Source organism: Gardnerella sp. c23Ub_4 (assembly GCF_055804115.1).
Genome location: NZ_JANUYO010000003.1, coordinates 142,059 through 159,766, shown reverse-complemented (window position 1 = coordinate 159,766; position 17,708 = coordinate 142,059). Strand labels below are relative to the sequence as shown.

At 40.1% G+C, this 17,708-nt stretch carries 14 protein-coding genes; 8 read left to right on the top strand and 6 right to left on the bottom strand.

From position 1 onward, the window contains the following. Positions 1–114 precede the first annotated feature (114 nt). From NYP67_RS06255 to NYP67_RS06240, 4 genes are all read left to right on the top strand, one after another. The gene (locus NYP67_RS06255) at positions 115–2,655 is read left to right on the top strand and encodes an InlB B-repeat-containing protein (protein WP_473411294.1); all 2,541 of its coding nucleotides are present in this window, start codon (positions 115–117) and stop codon (positions 2,653–2,655) included. A 145-nt stretch (positions 2,656–2,800) separates the two neighbouring features. Continuing rightward, on the top strand, positions 2,801–3,058 hold the full coding sequence (locus tag NYP67_RS06250; RefSeq protein WP_018622968.1) for a hypothetical protein: 258 nt from the start codon (positions 2,801–2,803) through the stop codon (positions 3,056–3,058). Positions 3,059–3,084: 26 nt separating this feature from the next. After that, complete coding sequence (locus NYP67_RS06245) at positions 3,085–3,378, top strand: type II toxin-antitoxin system YafQ family toxin (RefSeq protein WP_004132121.1); 294 nt, start codon at positions 3,085–3,087, stop codon at positions 3,376–3,378. Positions 3,379–3,537: 159 nt separating this feature from the next. Beyond that, on the top strand, positions 3,538–5,487 hold the full coding sequence (locus NYP67_RS06240) for an InlB B-repeat-containing protein (RefSeq protein WP_415697628.1): 1,950 nt from the start codon (positions 3,538–3,540) through the stop codon (positions 5,485–5,487). Between the two features lie 79 nt (positions 5,488–5,566). Here NYP67_RS06240 and NYP67_RS06235 read toward each other — a convergent pair whose 3' ends face one another. Continuing rightward, positions 5,567–8,233, bottom strand: coding sequence for a DNA gyrase/topoisomerase IV subunit A (locus tag NYP67_RS06235; RefSeq protein WP_473411293.1), 2,667 nt, complete (start codon positions 8,231–8,233; stop codon positions 5,567–5,569). 217 nt (positions 8,234–8,450) lie between these two features. On the opposite strand from NYP67_RS06235, the gene NYP67_RS06230 reads away from it, so the two are divergent. Next, positions 8,451–9,668, top strand: coding sequence for an alkaline phosphatase family protein (locus tag NYP67_RS06230; RefSeq protein WP_473411292.1), 1,218 nt, complete (start codon positions 8,451–8,453; stop codon positions 9,666–9,668). Positions 9,669–9,679: 11 nt separating this feature from the next. Here the strand turns inward: NYP67_RS06230 and sepH are convergent, their stop codons facing one another. Then, complete coding sequence (gene sepH / locus NYP67_RS06225) at positions 9,680–11,026, bottom strand: septation protein SepH (RefSeq protein WP_473411291.1); 1,347 nt, start codon at positions 11,024–11,026, stop codon at positions 9,680–9,682. A 233-nt stretch (positions 11,027–11,259) separates the two neighbouring features. Here sepH and NYP67_RS06220 point away from each other — a divergent pair, with 233 nt between their 5' ends. From NYP67_RS06220 to NYP67_RS06210, 3 genes are read left to right on the top strand one after another with little or no spacing between them, the layout of a single operon-like run. Further along, positions 11,260–11,553, top strand: a complete 294-nt coding sequence (locus NYP67_RS06220) for a DUF4193 domain-containing protein (protein WP_004132126.1) — start codon at positions 11,260–11,262, stop codon at positions 11,551–11,553. Continuing rightward, positions 11,553–12,041 carry a dUTP diphosphatase gene (gene dut, locus NYP67_RS06215; RefSeq protein WP_004132127.1) on the top strand — a complete coding sequence of 163 codons (489 nt, stop codon included), beginning with the start codon at positions 11,553–11,555 and terminating at the stop codon, positions 12,039–12,041. Before NYP67_RS06220 ends, dut begins: the two co-directional genes overlap by 1 nt. 11 nt (positions 12,042–12,052) lie before the next feature. Then, entirely contained in the window at positions 12,053–14,392 is a 2,340-nt protein-coding gene (locus NYP67_RS06210; protein ID WP_101889369.1) for a RelA/SpoT family protein, read from the top strand. A 123-nt stretch (positions 14,393–14,515) separates the two neighbouring features. On the opposite strand, the gene NYP67_RS06205 is transcribed toward NYP67_RS06210, so the two are convergent. From NYP67_RS06205 to NYP67_RS06190, 4 genes are all read right to left on the bottom strand, one after another. After that, positions 14,516–15,055 carry a peptidylprolyl isomerase gene (locus NYP67_RS06205; RefSeq protein ID WP_004132129.1) on the bottom strand — a complete coding sequence of 180 codons (540 nt, stop codon included), beginning with the start codon at positions 15,053–15,055 and terminating at the stop codon, positions 14,516–14,518. Positions 15,056–15,107: 52 nt separating this feature from the next. Next, a complete protein-coding gene (locus tag NYP67_RS06200) occupies positions 15,108–15,788 on the bottom strand; it encodes a methionine ABC transporter permease (protein ID WP_016805765.1) in 681 nt (226 codons plus the stop codon). Between the two features lies 1 nt (position 15,789). Then, a complete protein-coding gene (locus NYP67_RS06195; RefSeq protein ID WP_004574580.1) occupies positions 15,790–16,617 on the bottom strand; it encodes a methionine ABC transporter ATP-binding protein in 828 nt (275 codons plus the stop codon). A gap of 124 nt (positions 16,618–16,741) precedes the next feature. Beyond that, positions 16,742–17,590, bottom strand: coding sequence for a MetQ/NlpA family ABC transporter substrate-binding protein (locus tag NYP67_RS06190; RefSeq protein ID WP_004132134.1), 849 nt, complete (start codon positions 17,588–17,590; stop codon positions 16,742–16,744). Positions 17,591–17,708 lie beyond the last annotated feature (118 nt).

Genomic DNA, 17,708 nt, shown 5'->3' with positions numbered 1-17,708 from the left:
ATGTTTATTTATTGTATAATCAAAAGTGTTTATAAGTTTTGTGGATTTAAGCTTTGCTTAATGGTTGTTTGTACAATTTATGTAATTTTATGAGTTTTTAGTAAAGAGGCGAAAATGAATAAAAAAACTGCAATTGTGTTGTCAACGACGATGATGAGTATTGCTACAGCTGCTTGCGCTTTTTGCATTGCTCAGGCTGCGAATGCATCTGAAAATAATTCTGCATCAGATGTGAAGCAGAATGTCACTAGTGTTGATTTTTCTAATGGGGGGGGGGAAGGTACTTTCCCTGTTGATTTAGCAAAGTCACAAAAATCTGTAAAATCACAAGAAAATGTGCAGAATGATATATCTGCAAAGTCGCGCGATTTGGCGCAGTCACATGCTTCTAAACAGTCACAAGAAATTATTAGAAAACAGAAGTCTGATTCTGAAGATCATGAATCTAACTTTGATAATGCTGATTCTTCTAGTAGTGAAACTAGGTTGACATCTTCCTCCGACTATAGTGGTTCTGTTGCTGATAACAAAGCTGATAAAGGAAATGATCCTACTGATGCGGATAAACCAAAAAACGATGAAGTAAATACACAAAAATCAGTTAAAGCAGCAAAAGAAGATAAAGCGGCAGTGGAGTCGCCTGCTAATGTCGATAAGCAAAGCGAAGTTAAGCCTAATAAAGATGGCATATACGATTTTAGTAATGATAAGGATATAAAAAATCCGTTCCCTAATGTAATTACACCAGCCGAGGTCAAAGAGTTGCAGGACAAAACGAAATCTGTTAGCCCTTTACCTTTTATTCAAAAGAATTTTTATACGGCTTATGGAAAGAACTTTTCTGTAAAGAATGGTCAAGCATTTGGTGATACTAAAAGTATTGATGAAATCATCAACACGTATAGCGGCAGGCTTGGAAGAATTGATATTTTTATATTTGTCCCACGCGTTGATAAAGAAGGTGTATATACAGGTGATGGCCAATTTTATCCATACAGGTCATCTCGTGAATTAAAAAACTCAGATGGATCAGTAGATTTTGACCTTAATAAAGCTCCTGACGAAAAACTTTCATACAAGCTTGAGGTAAATGGGAGGCTTATTGGATCCAATATAGCTGATAAAACCAATATCAAATTTCAAATGAGAAAGAATCAAACGTTTATTCATGTTGTTATGGAGGGGAGTGCTGATAATGAAGCTATTTTTGGTTATGAAGGGCTTAACCATGAACAATCCTCTGGAGCTCCTGGATATTTCGCGTTTGTTCCAGAATGTGGTGCGCAATTCCATTTTGTAGACGATTTAAAGTACAGAAAAACAATGAATCTTTCAGCTTCTGATAATATTCCTCAGCGTAGTGCTAGTGAAACTGATAAGTTCTCTACTAAACCGTTTATCAAGTTGGATTTATCTGATTTGTCTGACGCGAAAAATATTTCCGAAGTTAGGTTTGGTAATAATCAGGTTGTAAGAAATATGTATACGCCTCTTCTAAGCTACGAAGGCGATCCCAAGAAAGATTCTATTAAGCGCCCAACTATGGAAGAGCTTAAAAACGCTAACATCTCTGGTTATCTTTATTACAGTAACGATATTGATACTCCTAATGGAGGCAAATTTACCAAGGATAATACTGAAAATTTTGGCAACTACGATTATGGTATCGCGCGCGATAAGGATGATAACCAGTTAACAGTCAAGCATTATTATGTGACTTTTAGACCGATTCCTACTCAGCTTGTTGTGCGATACAAAAATTTGCAAAACAAGATCGAGAGTGGTAAGCAATTTGCACTTTACGTTGGCAATAAGCAAATTGCGGGTGATTTCAAGTCAGCTGAGTCTAGCGCAGCTCCAGAGTTAAACGCATTACAATCAATGATAACAAATAAAAATACGGCTTTGCTTAGTGAAGCTGCTGGTTATCTTTCCAATGGTTTTGCTTATTTGTCTCCTGGAAACTACATCGTAAAGTCTGCTGCTGAAGCGCCTACAAACTATGAGTGGGTTGTTGAACCAGAAAATTCAGCAGATATTAATAGCGCTCCAATTGATGCGAAATTTAATATTGCGGTTCATAAGGATAACTCAAGTTCTACTCAAAAAGTTGTTACTTTTGTGTTGAGAAGAAAGATTGCTACTGTAACATTTTTCGATGGCGATGACAGTAAGCCGTATACGACTGTGGCAGTTCAAAAGGGTAGCTCAATTAATGGTGACGAACTGAAAAATCAGTCGATGCCTAAAGATCCTACAAAGCCTGGTTTTACTTTTAACGGTTGGTTTACTGAGAAAGATGGTAAAGGTACTAAGTTCACTGGAAATACTACTGTGCGTGGCAATATTTCTGTGCATAGTTCGTATATATCTAATCCGCCAGCTCCGGAGCCTGAACAAGAACCGGAGCCAAATCCAGTTCCAGTTCCTGAATTGCCAATCCCTGTTTCTCCAGATCCGATTCTGCCGCCTGCTGAAGCAGAGCCGGAACCTGCGCCAGCTCCTTCGCGGCCAACGCCGGAACCTAAGCACGTTGCTAAGCATTTGCCTGAAACTGGCTCAACCGCAACCACAATTCTCGCTTCCGCAATTGCCTCGCTGTTCTCTGGGCTTGTGGCATTGGCAGCAGACTTAAGGCATCTTCACGAAAATTAAAAACAGTTAATTATTTATGTTGATGCAAGTTAAGTTATTGAGTAGTATTACTAAGTAAAATTACTTAGTAATACTACTTAGTAATTATATCGTTTGTAAATCGATGGTTTTATTGTTTGAGTTATTAATTGTGGAGGAATATTAAATGCCTAATCAAGATACTGTTACATGCTCATTTGTTATGGATCGCAATATTTACAACCAGTATAAGCATGTAGTTAAATTACGCGGAGATAGTGTAAAAAACAATTTAGTTAAATATATGCAATCGGTTATTAAATATGATATTCCTAATGCAGATACTATTGAAGCTATTCAGGAAGTAAAACAGCTTAAGGCTAATACTAATAAAAAAACTTACGGTTCATTTGCTGAACTTTTGCAAGATATTGACAATGATTGACTGTAGCGATAATCACGAGAATGTCTATGAGCGTTTATAAGAAATATCGTATTGCGCAGTCGCGCATGTTTAAAAAAGATTTGAAGCTGGCTATTAAACGTGGATATAACATTAGTTTGCTTGAAGAAGTTGTTGATATTCTTGCGTCGGGTGTGAGTCTTCCTGGAAAATATCAGGATCATAAACTCGCTGGTAATTATGATGGTTGCCGAGAATGTCATATAACTCCTGATTGGCTGCTTGTTTACGAAATAGCAGATGATGAACTTATATTATATTTGACTCGCACTGGCACTCATTCTGATCTGTTTGGTAAGTAATAATTATTAAGATTATTGTGAGTTTAGTTACATTTTGTTGCTATTGAAAGTATAAGTTGTAGAATATGTGAAGATTCAAACTAATACTGTTAAGCACATGTATTATATTTGTTTTAATCGCTAATAATTTTAGAAGAGTTGGTTTTGCAAGAGGAAAAAATGAGTAAGAGAACTAATATAATTTTGACTAGCGCTATGATGGGTATTGCTACTGCTGCGTGTGCTTTTTGCGTAGCGCAAAGTGCGAATGCTGCCGAAATGTCAGCTGCTTCTTCTGGTGCTAATACGTCTGTAAATTCTTCTGCCGCAACTTCTAATACACTCGGGGGGGGGGCTTTAGATAGCACTTCCGTAAAACCTTCTGAAAGTATTAACTCTTCAAATTCTAACGAAACTGAAAAAACTAACGAAACTACAAAATCTGCTAAATCTGCTAAAACTTCTGAATCTGTAACTGATACTGAAAATTTTGAAACTAATAAGATTACGCAAACTCTTATAGATGTAAGCAATACTAATCTTCCAACAAGTAATCGTGGAAGTATAAATGTACCTGAATCTGCAGAATCTAGGGAAGCTTCGACTGATTCAAGTACTACAGATGATGCATCTTTAACTTGGACGCGTGATGACTTTAACATCACCCCTGACGGCAAACAGATTGGGTACAGGAAAGATATTACTGTTACTGATCATGATGGAAAACCATCTGGTACAGAAAATGTTATTGTTCCAGGACTTAATGCCAAAGGCCTTGCAAAGCTTAAGAAAAATCATCACATAGTTATTCCTGAAGGCATTGAAGTTATTCATGAATGTGCTTTTACTGGAAGTGCAACACAAGTTGGAAATAAACATGAACACATTGATGGCGAAACTTATATTGAAGGCGTAACTCTTCCACAGTCTCTTAAGATTATAGAATATGGCGCTTTCGGTTGGAATAAAATTAAGGGAACTGTTACTATTCCGAAAAGTGTAATTTCAATACATAATGGCGCTTTTGTAGCTAATGAAATTGAAAAAGTTGTGTTTGAAGGTGTAATTGATGGAACTGGCAAAGAGCACGATACGGATGCTGACCCGTATTATCTTGCTGGAGTTGGTAGTGTTGCTTTCCAGGGTAATAAAATTTCTGAAATTGTAGTAAAAGATAACTTAGGAAAGTATCAATTATATCCATCTAATAATCCACAAAAAAGCGATTCTGTATTCGATAACCAGAATCCAGGAACTTTCACTATTGAAGTTGGAGACGAGTACAAGAGACCTATTACAATTACGCAGGAAAACTCTAATCATACAATCAGTGTCATAGAAGGATTCAAAGAAAACGGTAGTCCAGTACAAATTGAAAGTTCATCTTACTTTAAGAAGAATAAAGAAGGCAAATATATAGCAGTAAAACCTGGGACACTTGAAGGTCAGTGCCTGTTTTACGATATTATCAACAGACAATTTAGGATAATTGGTATTTCGCACTTTACCTACAAAATCGTTCCTAAGGCTAAGATCTACACTGTTACCTTTGTAGATGGCAATAATTCTAATTATGCTTCTGTGCAAGTTAAGGAAGGCAAAAGCATAAGTGAAAACAGTGTTGCAGGTCAGATGATGCCATCGGCACCATCTAAAGAAGGTTATACTTTTGTAGAGTGGAATGCCGACTCTACAGGTAAGGATAAAAGCAAAATATTTACTGATCAAACTTCAGTAAAAAGTGATATGACGGTTTATGCTATTTATACACCTAAGCCAGCTCCTGCTCCGATTCCAACGCCTGTGCCAACGCCAACGCCAAATCCTGCGCCAGAGACGGATGAAGAGCAAACTCCAGCTCCAGATTCTACGCCTATTACAGATTTTGTTCCTTCGCATGGGCAAGAATATACAAAGAATCAAGATTATTCGTTTGATGTAAAGAAACAAGATGAAGCGCCATTGAAAATGCAGATTCAAGCTAATTCTGCTAAGCATTTGCCTGAAACTGGTTCTTCAGTGACTATGGCCATGAATTCTTTGTTTGCATCTGTGTTTGCAGGAATTTTCGTACTTGTAGGAGCTAGAAAATCACTTCGTAGCTATTCCAAGCATGCTCGCAAAAACTAGCTACGAAAATTGCAACTTTAGCATCCATCGAAACAATTGCATAAATGGAGTAATTACACAGCGTAACTACCCAGCGTAACTACCCAATATGCGCAATAGGGGAAACAAGCTCAGTTCCCGAAGCGTCTCTTCGCATATCTGGCTTAGGCAGTTCCACGTTCGCTCCGCGTTGTGTAGTCGCGTAAAGCGGATAGTTTCCAACATATGCATGCAAAAGTGTATTTTGCCCTTTAAGGAATCGCTGCGAGCGCACGCCTCCCGTGCCTCTGCCCTTTGTAGGGTACATTTCTAGCGGCGTAATCTTTGCAGCTCCGTTTTCTGTTCCAGCAAGCGCGTCGCTGTCTCCAGCAAGAGTGAAAACTACGCTTCCAGAAGCAGAAAATAGTCCGTTTTGCCCTTCTTCGTAGTTCCACTCAACGTCATTTTTAGAAACTACAGCAAAAGCAGAAACAACGCATCCTTCGTTAAGCCTAATTCCTGCCATTCCAGCAGAGCTTCGCCCTTGTGCGCGCACTTGCTTTGCGTCGAATGTAAGTAGGGAAGAGTCGCTGCTTATAAACACAATCCTGTCTTCGTCTTTTGCAAGAGCTGCTCCGATTACTGAATCATTATCTTTTAAGTCAATAATGCTCCAGGAATCCATTGTTGTTGGCGATTCAAAATTCCATCGTTTTACAACGCCATTCTTTGTTCCGATTGCAAGAGGAGTTTTAGAATCATCGCTTAGTGCAATAGCAGCTACGACTTTTTCTCCTCTAATCGGGTCTGTGCTTTGAGTAGAAGTTAGCAATTCGTTTGCGTTAACGCCATTAGAAAGCGATTCTAAAACGTCTTCGTTTCCTTGATTTAAGTGTGGTAAATCTGCAACATGCGCTATTACTAATCGCCCTGCGGATGTTGTTAAAGCGTAGTTTGCGCGAGTTGTTGTTTCAAACACGCTTAAGCATGGAGTGTCAAAAACATTTGAAGAATGTGATTGCCATCTATTAAACGTTTCAACGCTTGTTCTTGCTATAAGTCCAGACGTGCTCAAAGCTACAGCGCACGGATCGTCGCTTAATTGCAAAGCTATTGCAGAAGCATCACTGCTTCCAGACTTTTTGGCAGCTAGTGCAGCTGCTGCTACATCTGCTTGAGTGCTTGTAATCTTATTCGCTGCAATAACTGCGTCCATTGCTAAATCATTGTTTGCAACTTTAGTGTTTTTAGTGCAAACAGGCGTAAAACTGCCGTCTTCTTGCTCGTCTAAAAGAATCGTTCTGCGAGGAGTATCCCACTGTTTTACAGCGTAATCCATCTCTGCAATCACAACTTTGTCTAACTGATTTGCAGAGCTCAGAATCTCGTTAAGCTCATCTATTTTTTGCAATAAGTCGTTTTTTTCGCCTTCTAGCTCGATTCGACTCATTTTTGTAAGTCTTCTAAGCCTTAAGTCAAGAATGTATTGCGCTTGAATCTCGTCTAAATCAAATACGCTAATAAGCTTTGATTTAGCGGTTTCTGCATCTTCGGAAGACCTAATTACTTGAATTACTTCGTCAATGTCTAGCATTGCAAGAAGCAAGCCTTCTACAAGATGCAATCTTTCTTTGGCTTTGTTTAGTCTAAATTCGCTGCGCCTTCTAATAACGGTTCTTCTGTGCGAAATCCACACGTCTAGAAGCTCTCGAAGTCCCATTGTGTGAGGTCTTCCATCAACTAGTGCAACGTTGTTAATTGTAAAGCTTTCTTGCAGCGGAGTGTGCTTAAAAAGTTGCGCAAGAACAGCGTTTGGGTCGAATCCTGTTTTTATTTCGATTACGATTCGCGTTCCATTGTGCCTATCTGTTAAGTCGATTGCTCCAGATATTCCGTCTAGTTTGCGCGCTTTTATACCTTGAGATATGCGTTCGAGCACGCGCTCTGGGCCAACCATAAATGGCAATTCTGTAACAATAATCGCTTTTTTGCGTGCTGTAACGTTTTCAATATGCGTTTTTGATCTAGTTGTAAAAGCGCCTCTTCCAGTTTCGTATGCTTCGCGGATTCCGCTGCGCCCAATAATTATGCCGCCGCCCGGCCAGTCTGGTCCTGGAACTATTTGCATTAAATCGTCTAGAGTTGCATTTGGGTGCTTCATAACGTATTTCGCTGCAGCTACAACTTCTCCAAGATTGTGAGTAGCCATGTTTGTAGCCATTCCAACTGCGATTCCAGAAGCTCCGTTTACAAGCAAGTTTGGTATAGCAGCAGGCAAAACCGTTGGCTCTTTTAGCTTATTGTCGTAGTTTGGCGCAAAGTCAACAGTATCTTCGTTTATGTCTGCATTCATTCCAAGCGCTGCTGGAGCTAGTCGTGCTTCTGTGTACCTGGATGCTGCAGGGCCGTCGTCTAAGGAACCAAAGTTTCCATGACCGTCAACCAATGGGAGTCTAAGAGAAAACGGCTGAGCCAAGCGCACCATTGCTTCGTAAATCGCGGAATCTCCATGCGGATGCAGCTTTCCCATAACTTCGCCCACAACGCGAGCAGACTTCATATAAGCGTGCTCTGGCGTAAGATTCATGTTTCCCATTTGGTACACGATTCTGCGCTGTACGGGCTTCATTCCGTCTCTTGCGTCTGGCAATGCGCGTGCGTAAATCACAGAGTATGCGTATTCCAGAAAAGATTTGCTCATCTCTTCGTTAAGCGGCGTTTCAACAATATTCTCTTTAACCTTTCTAGGGTCGAAGGCTGCTTTTGTCGACTTGCTGCGTGAAGGCATAATTTTGAACTCCTTGAAGTGACTTACAAGCCTTTATAATACCAATTTATATGCACAAATGTTTATTAAATGCTTATTTTCTTGCCATTTTAGTGGTGATTTTTCTGGTGATTTTAGTTGCGTTTTTCCTTGCGATTTTTCTTGCGATTTGAATCTAACTTTAGCTGTAATTTGAATTTCACTTTATATGTAGTCTTTTTTAACTACAATGTAGCTTATGACTATTGAGATTCCACAATTGGATGACTTGTTGAAGTTTGTTGAAAATAGCAAAATTAGTGACGCATACAATAATCCTAAATTTGCTCTTCATCTATCTTCGATTCTTCCAGCTCTTAGTGCTTCTATTGGATCGCCAATTTGCACACAAATCCATAAAAATCCTGATTCTTTGCGAGATTTGTTTGGGTTTCCTAAAGTAAAAAGTGCTGTTGTTGTGCTTGTGGATGGTCTTGGATATTGGAATCTTGCTATTAGAAAAGGTCATGCTCCATATTTGCGTGCTCTTCTTAACAACAGTGCAAATCAGCGCTCTATAACAACTTGCGTTCCTAGCACTACGGTTGCAGCAATGGCCACTTTTGGCACTGGAACTTGCCCTGGCCTTACTGCAATGACAGGATACACTCAAAAAAATCCTAAAACTGGCGCATTATCTCAATTAATCCAATTTAGGGATGCTCCAAATCCATTAGATTTGCAGCGCCAGCCTACAATATTCGAGTCGCTTTCTAGCTTGGGTGTTAGAGCGAATCATGTAAGTCTTTCAAAATTTGAGGATTCTCCTTTAACTCAAGCAGCTTTTAGAGGAGCTAAATTTATAAGCGGAACAACTGCTAGAGCGAGAATTATGAACGCTGCAAATAGCACTAAAACGCCTGGTCTAACGTATTTGTATCTTAGGGATATTGACAAAATCGGGCATAATTATGGTTGGGAATCCGAGAATTGGGTTTCTATTTTTGAGCAGATAGACGCACAATTAAATCTTTTAAGAAAAAATTGTCAAAAAGGAACTCTAATCGTTATTACGGCAGACCATGGAATGATTGAGTCAAATCCAGATTTGAAAATAGATATTGCAAAAGATAGTCGTCTTACTAAAGGAGTTAAGCTTGTTGGGGGAGAGCCTAGGTCTGTTATGCTATACGCGGAAGATGGCGCAAATCCAGAAGATATTGCGTTAAGGTGGACTAATGCTTTGCAAGATAAAGCGCTTGTTAGAACTAAAGAGCAAGCTGTTAAAGATGGCGTTTTTGGAGAAGTCAGCTCGCTTGCACTAAGCGTTATTGGAGATGTTCTTGTTCAAGCAAAGTCATCTGTAACAATCGTTGATTCTAGAATCGAAACAGAAAAAGCCATGAACTTGCCGAGTGTTCATGGCTCTATGAGCGCAATGGAAATGGATATTCCGTGCTTAGTTGATATAGCTTAATTTACGCTAAATCATCCTTCGCCAAAAAGAATCTCATCCCAGCTAGGAACAGCTGCACGGCTGCTCTTTTTGGCTTTAGAATGTTCGTTTGCGCGCGCTTTAGCAGACTTTGGCGTTTGCGCAGACTTTGGCGTTTCTATCGAAACAGTTTTGTCTGCTTGAATGTGATTGTCTTTTTTATTTTCTTGATTTGCTTGTTTTTCTTCTTCGTTGCGCGATTCACTATTAGAGCTATAGCTAGAGTTATTGCTAAAAAGCGCATTTGCATTGTTGCTAGCTTTGTTCAAATCGGAATTGGACGAGTTTGCTATATTCGATGCGATTTGTACGGCATTTATACTGTTAGATACAGCATTTGCATCCACTTGGTTCTCGCTATTTGCAACTAAAGTACTTAGATTATTGTTTTGCTCGTAGCTTTGCAAAGAATCTAAAGGATTTGCGTTATTTTGGTCTAGTGATTTATTCGCATTGTATTGTTCTTGTGCGTTTTGTGCGTTTGCGTTTTGCGCATTTTGGTCTTGCTCATTTTTTGCATTTTGCGCTTGCATTGCAACGTTTGCAACATTTGCAAGGTTCTCACTATTCCTTGATTCCCATTGAGAAACAGCGCGCTCTATTCTTGCAGAACGAATTGAGTTTCCTGGAAGATCTTCGTTTGCAAATGGGAAGCTAATGCTTACAGTATCTCTATAAGTTCCGCCAAATTGTGACTTCTTGGAAGAATCATTATTCATAACTTCTTCGCCAAGTAACAATCTTGCAGAAGGATTAGCGCAAGCAACGGAGTTATCGTGCATGTTCCAAGTCCACTCGGCTTTTATTGTGCGAGTAGCAGTGTTGAATTCTGCTGTTATAAGCCATGGTTCAAGTCCGCGTCTTGTGGCACGCCACTTTACTGTTTCCATTCCAATATGCGCTTTTGCAAGAGTGCGCTCAATTAAATCCGAAAGAGTTCGCATATTGCTTTGTTTAGGCGCTGGAACAGTCAAGAATTGTTCAATAGCATATTGCTTTTCGGTTTCTACTCCGCTTGAGAATCGTCTAACTTGAGATTCGCTTACGTTGTAGCGCTTTGCAACATGTTCTGGTTCTAATCCAGCGCGTATTAAAGCTTGAATTTGAGATATAGGCAGAGTTGCTGTAGTTGCATTTGGCGAATCGTCCGATTTGCCAGTCGAGTTAACTGTATTTTGATTACGTCCATCAACATTTGTTAGTTTTTTCGACTCGGCGATTGCGCGCTCCAGCGTGTCGTCAACATGAATTTTTAACGGCGTGTTTTCAAAAATAAAAATTAAATCGCCATTATTATCCACATGATCGAAACTCGCCTCTTTTGGCGGATTTTCAAGCATTGCGCACCACTTTCCTCGCTTTTAACGATACTTATAACATACTTTAGTCCATAGTATGCCTTCTTTGCCATTTTCTATTAATAAAAAAGCGAGTATTCTATGCGGGGTAGCTTTCATGTATGCTATGCGCGTAGGTAGATTTAGACTAATTGCTATAAATAGTGCTAATCGCTATAAATAAAGTAGAAAAGTAGTTTTAAGCAATAAGTAATCTTAAAAACGAAAGGACCATAATGGCACAGGATTATGATTCTCCTCGTAGTAAAGACGAAGACGAGGAGTCGTTGGAAGCATTGAGCAAAGGCTCTCAAAATTCTGCAAACGATATAGACGATGACGAAAACGCTATTGCAGAAGATTACGAGTTGCCAGGCGCAGATCTTAGCAACGAAGATGCATCTGTCACAGTAATACCAATGCAAGGTGATGAGTTCATTTGCTCCGAATGCTTCCTTGTAAAGCACAGAAGCCAGCTCGCTCAAATGTCTCAAGACGGTCAACCAATTTGCAAGGAGTGCGCAGCTTAATGGCTTACGATGATACCTATACGGGCCCAGAGCAGGTGGAAGTTCTTATTAAATATTTGAACGATGGAACAGATAGCCAGGCTGCAATGGAGCATCTTTCTTACGCCCATGCTGGAGATGCTGGAGCGGATTTGCGAACTACGCAAGACGTTACCTTGCGTCCTTTTGAGCGCGCTCTAGTGCCGACTGGCGTTGCAATCGCCTTGCCTGCTGGATACGTGGCTTTGGTTCATCCGCGTTCTGGTTTAGCTGTAAAACAGGGTGTTACTGTTCTTAATGCTCCAGGAACGATTGATGCTGGGTATCGTGGAGAGATTAAGGTTCCATTAATCAATATGGATCCAAATAATACTGTGCAATTTAATCGTGGAGATCGCATAGCTCAGCTTGTTATTCAACGTTATGTTGAAGCTAGGTTTGTTGAAGCAAGTCAGCTTCCAGGCTCCGATAGATCCACTAAAGGATTTGGCTCTACTGGCGTGCAATGAGGTGACATTCAATGGGAGAATCTCAAGAAGATATTAAAGGCGCTAATATGCTCGGGTGTGAAATTAGCGAAGATATGCGAGACCCATTGCGTCCTATATTGCAAATGTGCAAGTGGCATCATCCCGATGAAAACATGGATATTTTGCATAAGGCGTATAAAAGAGCCGTAAAACAGCATACGGGTCAAAGGCGTAAATCGGGAGAGCCGTACATTATTCACCCGCTTGCTGTAGCTCAAATTTTAGCTGATCTTGGAATGGGTCCTATTGTTGTTGCTGCAGGATTATTGCACGACACTGTAGAAGACACAGACTACACGCTAGAAGAGTGCAGAGCAGACTTTGGAGACACGGTTGCTGGCCTTGTAGATGGCGTTACAAAAATATCCAATATGGAGTACGGCGAAAGCGCTCAAGCAGAAACAATTCGCAAAATGGTTGTTGCAATGAGCCGAGATGTGCGAGTGTTGGTAGTAAAACTTGCAGATCGATTGCATAATGCGCGTACGTGGAGGTACGTTAAGGCGTCTAGCTCGCATAAAAAAGCTCGAGAAACTCTAGACGTTTATGCTCCTCTTGCAAATCGACTCGGCATGAACGCGATTAAAACAGAGCTTGAAGAGCTAAGCTTTAAGGTTTTATACCCTAAGATTTATAACGAAATCGTAGTGTTAGTAGCTCGAAGAGCTGGCCAGCGAGAAGTATATTTACGTCAAATTCTAGAAGAAATCAACGAAGATTTAAATCAGCAGCGAGTAAAAGCTTCTGTTAAGGGGCGACCAAAAGATTACTTCTCAATTTACCAAAAGATGATTGTTCGCGGTCACGATTTTGAAAATATCTACGACCTTGTAGGCGTTAGAATAATCGTTGATTCTATTCGAGACTGTTATGCGGCTCTTGGCGCAGTTCACGCGCGTTGGAGCCCTGTTCCAGGCCGATTTAAGGACTACATTGCTACTCCTAAGCTAAATATGTATCAAAGCTTGCACACTACTGTTGTAGGCCCTGGCGGAAAGCCTGTTGAGATTCAAATTCGCACATGGGATATGCATAGGCGTGCTGAGTTTGGTATTGCTGCACACTGGAAGTACAAAGCAAACGGCCAAGCTGGACGCGCTTTAAGCAAGCCAGATAAGGGTGATGTTAAGCGCGAGCAAGAAGAAAACAAAGAGCTTAGCGAATTAGATAACTTAAAGTGGATTCAGCAGCTTGCAGATTGGACCAGCGAAACGCCAGATTCCGACGAATTCTTGGGATCCTTAAAGCAAGATCTTGGAGCTTCAGAAGTCTACGTGTTTACTCCAAAGGGAAGTATTGTTGCTCTTCCGCAAGATGCAACGCCAGTTGACTTTGCTTATTCTGTGCATACAGAAGTTGGACACAGAATGATGGGCGCTCGCGTAAATGGAAAGCTTGTTCCACTAGATACAAAGCTTAACAACGGAGACACTGTAGAAGTTCTTACGTCTAAGTCCGATACTGCTGGACCTTCGCGTGATTGGCTTAGTTTTGTAAAAAGCCCTAGAGCTAGAAATAAGATTCGTCAATGGTTTAGCAAGGAACGCCGTTCGGAGGCCATTGAAGAGGGTAAAGACGAGCTTACGCGCGCTATGCGTAAACGTAACTTGCCTTTGTCTACTTTGCTCACTCCGCAAGCGTTAATAGGCGTTGCAGAAGAGCTTAATATTACTGCTAACGTAGAAGCTGTTTATGCTGCGATTGGCGAAGGTCAAGTTTCTACGCAAAATGTTATTTCTCGTCTTGTTAAAGATGCAGGAAGCGAAGAAGTAGCAGAAGAAGCGCAAGAAGAGGCTCTTCCTCTTAGAAGAGCAGAGCGTAGTCGCAAGTCTAACGGCGTTCTTGGCGTTTCTGTAAAGGGTGTTGGAGACGTTTGGGTTAAGCTTGCGCGCTGTTGCATGCCTGTTCCAGGAGACAATATTGTTGGCTTTATAACAAGGAATCAGGGCGTTTCTGTTCATAGAACAGATTGCCAAAATATGATTGATTTGCAAAAGTCGCAATCGGAGCGTGTTATTCCTGTGCAATGGACAAGCGACAAAGGTTTGTTCCTTGTTAAAGTTCAAGTAGAAGCTTTGGATCGTCAGCATTTGCTTTCGGATGTTACACGAGTTCTTTCGGATCATGGTGTAAATATTCTTTCGGGAACGATTGCTACTGGAGACGATCGCGTTGCTACAAGCCAATTTACGTTTGAAATGGCGGATCCTCAGCATTTGAATACTCTTCTTGCTGCGATTCGTAAGATTGATGGCGTTTTTGACGTTTATAGAATTACGGGTGCAAAAGATAGTGCGGAACCGCGACTTAGAAAAATGGAACGCGATTAAGCTGCGACTAAGCTGCGATTAAACGGTAAGTATACAATAAAACTTCCAGTCAAATAATCCTTTGGCTGGAAGTTTTATTATTGCAATTTTTATACTATTTTTGCTTTATTTTAGCTAATGTTTTTACTTAATAACATCAATGGATACGATTCCAACTGGCTCTAGTGGAGCGTCAGACCTATCTGTTGGAACAGATTCTAGCTTGTCTACAACAGCTTTAGACTCATCATCTACGACTTCTCCAAAAATTGTATGATGGCCATCAAGCCAAGGAGTTGGAACAGTTGTTATAAAGAATTGAGATCCATTAGTGCCATGCAAGCGACCGTCGCGTCCGCGTTGCTTTCCAGCATTTGCCATTGCGAGCAAATATGGCTTATCGAACTTTAGCGATGGGTCAATCTCGTCGTCAAATTCGTAGCCAGGGCCGCCCATTCCGTTTCCAAGAGGGCATCCGCCTTGAATCATAAAGTCTTTAATAATTCTGTGGAAAGTTAAGCCATTGTAGAAAGGCTCATTAGACTTTTCGCCGCTAAAAGGATCTACCCATTCTTTTGCGCCAGTTGCCAAGTCAACGAAATTTTTTACTGTAATAGGCGCTTTATCGTCAAAAAGATTAATCTTTATATCGCCTTCAGACGTATGCATATTAATAAGTGTCATATTGCGATTCTCCCATACATTAAAGACTGTTTATTGTTTATTTTGATTAATATCAGCGCTCGTGATGGTTGATTTTGTTGGATATTAAATCTCCAATGCTTTGCACTAATTGCACAAGAATAATGCACAAAATTACTGCTGCGCTCATAACGTCGTATTGGTAGCGTTGGTAACCGTAGCGAATCGCAATATCTCCAAGTCCGCCTGCGCCAACTGTTCCAGCCATTGCAGAGAATCCAAAAAGCGTAATAAAAGTCAATGCTGCTCCGCGAATTAGCGAAGGTAAGCTTTCAAAAAGCAATACTTTGAATACGATTTGTGTGTTGCTTGCTCCAAAACTTTGAGCAGCTTCTATAAGACTTCCGTCAACTTCTGCCAAAGATTGCTCAACAATTCTCGCTACAAATGGTGCAGCTGTTATAACAAGCGGAACAATTGCTCCTGGAACACCTAAAGATGTTCCAACAATAAGTCTTGTAAGTGGAATTATAGCAACAAGCAAAATTATAAACGGAACAGATCGAACAACGTTTACAATGCTTCCTAAAACAGTGTTAAGCAGCGCGTTTTTGCAAATTCCTTGCTTTGCGCTTGTTATAAGAAGAACTCCTATTGGAAGTCCTATTACGTATGCAAATAGTGTAGATATTGAAGTCATAACAATTGTGTCTTTTGTGCCTTCAATAATTAGTTCTCCATATTCGTCTATAAATTGTGAAATATTTTCTGGCATTTTATTTCACCTCGCTGTTTTTGCTGTTTTCGATGTTATCGCTGTTGTTTGTGTTATTGCTGATGTTTTTGCTGTTATCTCTATGATTTTCAACATTTTCGTTTGCAATAAGTGTTTTTAGAATATTGCTTTGCGGATTCTTAAAAAGCGTTGAAGTATCGCCGATTTCTACGATTTTTCCGCCATCAATCATTGCAACTCTATCGCAAATATTGCGTGCAACTGCAAGAGAGTGAGTAATAATAACCAATGTAACGTTAAGATCTCGGTTAATTCTTCTAAGCAAGTCAAGTATTTGCGCTGTAGTTGTTGAATCCAACGCGCTTGTAGCTTCGTCACAAAGCATTATCGAAGGATTGTTAGCAAGCGCTCGCGCAATAGCAACACGTTGCTGCTGGCCGCCAGAAAGCTGAATAGGGTAGCGGTTTGCTAAATCTTTTAATCCAACTAAGTCAAGCAAATATTTTGCTCGCTCTTCTCGTTCGTTCTTATTCGTGTGGTTTAGTTCCAAAGGAAAAGTCACATTTTGCAATACAGTTCGCTGCTGAAAAAGACTAAAGTTTTGGAAAATCATGCCAATATTTGACCTGATATTAGATAAATCGCGATTTTTAGCGTCTGTAATATCTTTTCCGTCTATTACAACTTTTCCGCTCGTAGGTCTTTCTAGAAGGTTTATGCATCTAACTAGCGAAGACTTTCCAGCTCCCGAAGAACCTAAAATTCCAAAGACTTCTCCCGATTCAATAGTCAAATTAATGTCTTTAAGCGCTTCGTGTTTAGTTTTGCCGCTTGAATAAGTCTTATAAAGATGTTCAATCTGAATCATTTTTCCACCGATTGTAGAACGAATTGTAAAACGAATTATAAAACAAATATGAGGCACGTGCCTCTAGTTTTTTTAGAGGCACATGTCTCTTTTTTTTTATTTGCGATTAAACGCTGTAATCACGTTAAAACACTGGAAGAACAGCGCCGTTGTAGTTTTTATTTATAAAATCACGAACTGCGTCGGTTTTTAGTGCCTTAATAAGAGCCTTGATTTTAGCAAGTTTTTCGGAGCCCTTCTTAACAGCAATAATGTTTTCGTATGTCTTAGCGGCTACGCCTCCAACTTTTTCGCTTGTAAGAGGATCTTTAGTTGGGTTAAATCCAGCTTGAATAGCGTAGTTTCCGTTTAGAGCAGCTAAATCAACGTCTTTAACGACTGTTGGAACCAAAGAGGCGTCTATTTCCTTAAACTTTAGATTCTTTGGATTAGAAACAATATCCTTCTTGGTTGAGTTAACATCCTTTGGATTCTTTAGCTTAAGAAGACCTGCGTCTTGCAAAAGAAGAAGTGCGCGAGCTTCGTTGGTTGGATCGCTAGGAACAGCAACTGTTGCGCCATCTTTTAAGTCCTTAATTGTTTTAGTCTTTCCTGGGTAAAGTCCAAATGGCTCAAAGTGGATTCCAGCAATAGAAATAATATGCGTTCCTCTTTCTTTATTAAAGTTATCTAAGTATGGCAAATGCTGATGGTAGTTTGCGTCTGCTTCGCCTTCTTCTACAGCAGTATTTGGCTGAACGTAATCAGTAAATTCCTTAACAACCAACTTATAGCCTTGCTTTTGCAAAATCGGCTTAACTACTTTATTCAAAATATCGCTGTGAGGAGTTGGGGAAGCTGCAACCTTAATCACCTTATCGTCTTTAGTTGCTCCATTTGCAGAAGATCCGCATGCGCTTAGCGAAAGACCCAAAATCGCAGTTAGTGCTGTAAAAGCTGCAATAATCTTTGTGTTCTTTTTTGTGATTTTCATGTTTTTCCCCTTGTCCTTTAATGTTTTTTGCTAGTTGATTATTTTGTTTCTTAGCAACGGAATATCAATATATGCGATTTTGCAGCCTCTTCGCTACCTATTTTCTATTTGTATAATT

What these genes read in the sequence shown, in the direction of transcription:
- NYP67_RS06240 (WP_415697628.1), top strand. Translation starts at nt 3,538, where the DNA reads ATGAGTAAGAGAACTAATATAATTTTGACTAGCGCTATGATGGGTATT.
- NYP67_RS06230 (WP_473411292.1), top strand. Translation starts at nt 8,451, where the DNA reads ATGACTATTGAGATTCCACAATTGGATGACTTGTTGAAGTTTGTTGAA.
- NYP67_RS06200 (WP_016805765.1), bottom strand. Translation starts at nt 15,788, where the DNA reads ATGCCAGAAAATATTTCACAATTTATAGACGAATATGGAGAACTAATT.
- NYP67_RS06190 (WP_004132134.1), bottom strand. Translation starts at nt 17,590, where the DNA reads ATGAAAATCACAAAAAAGAACACAAAGATTATTGCAGCTTTTACAGCA.
- NYP67_RS06210 (WP_101889369.1), top strand. Translation starts at nt 12,053, where the DNA reads ATGGGAGAATCTCAAGAAGATATTAAAGGCGCTAATATGCTCGGGTGT.
- NYP67_RS06220 (WP_004132126.1), top strand. Translation starts at nt 11,260, where the DNA reads ATGGCACAGGATTATGATTCTCCTCGTAGTAAAGACGAAGACGAGGAG.
- NYP67_RS06205 (WP_004132129.1), bottom strand. Translation starts at nt 15,055, where the DNA reads ATGACACTTATTAATATGCATACGTCTGAAGGCGATATAAAGATTAAT.
- NYP67_RS06250 (WP_018622968.1), top strand. Translation starts at nt 2,801, where the DNA reads ATGCCTAATCAAGATACTGTTACATGCTCATTTGTTATGGATCGCAAT.
- NYP67_RS06195 (WP_004574580.1), bottom strand. Translation starts at nt 16,617, where the DNA reads ATGATTCAGATTGAACATCTTTATAAGACTTATTCAAGCGGCAAAACT.
- NYP67_RS06255 (WP_473411294.1), top strand. Translation starts at nt 115, where the DNA reads ATGAATAAAAAAACTGCAATTGTGTTGTCAACGACGATGATGAGTATT.
- dut (WP_004132127.1), top strand. Translation starts at nt 11,553, where the DNA reads ATGGCTTACGATGATACCTATACGGGCCCAGAGCAGGTGGAAGTTCTT.
- sepH (WP_473411291.1), bottom strand. Translation starts at nt 11,026, where the DNA reads ATGCTTGAAAATCCGCCAAAAGAGGCGAGTTTCGATCATGTGGATAAT.
- NYP67_RS06245 (WP_004132121.1), top strand. Translation starts at nt 3,085, where the DNA reads ATGAGCGTTTATAAGAAATATCGTATTGCGCAGTCGCGCATGTTTAAA.
- NYP67_RS06235 (WP_473411293.1), bottom strand. Translation starts at nt 8,233, where the DNA reads ATGCCTTCACGCAGCAAGTCGACAAAAGCAGCCTTCGACCCTAGAAAG.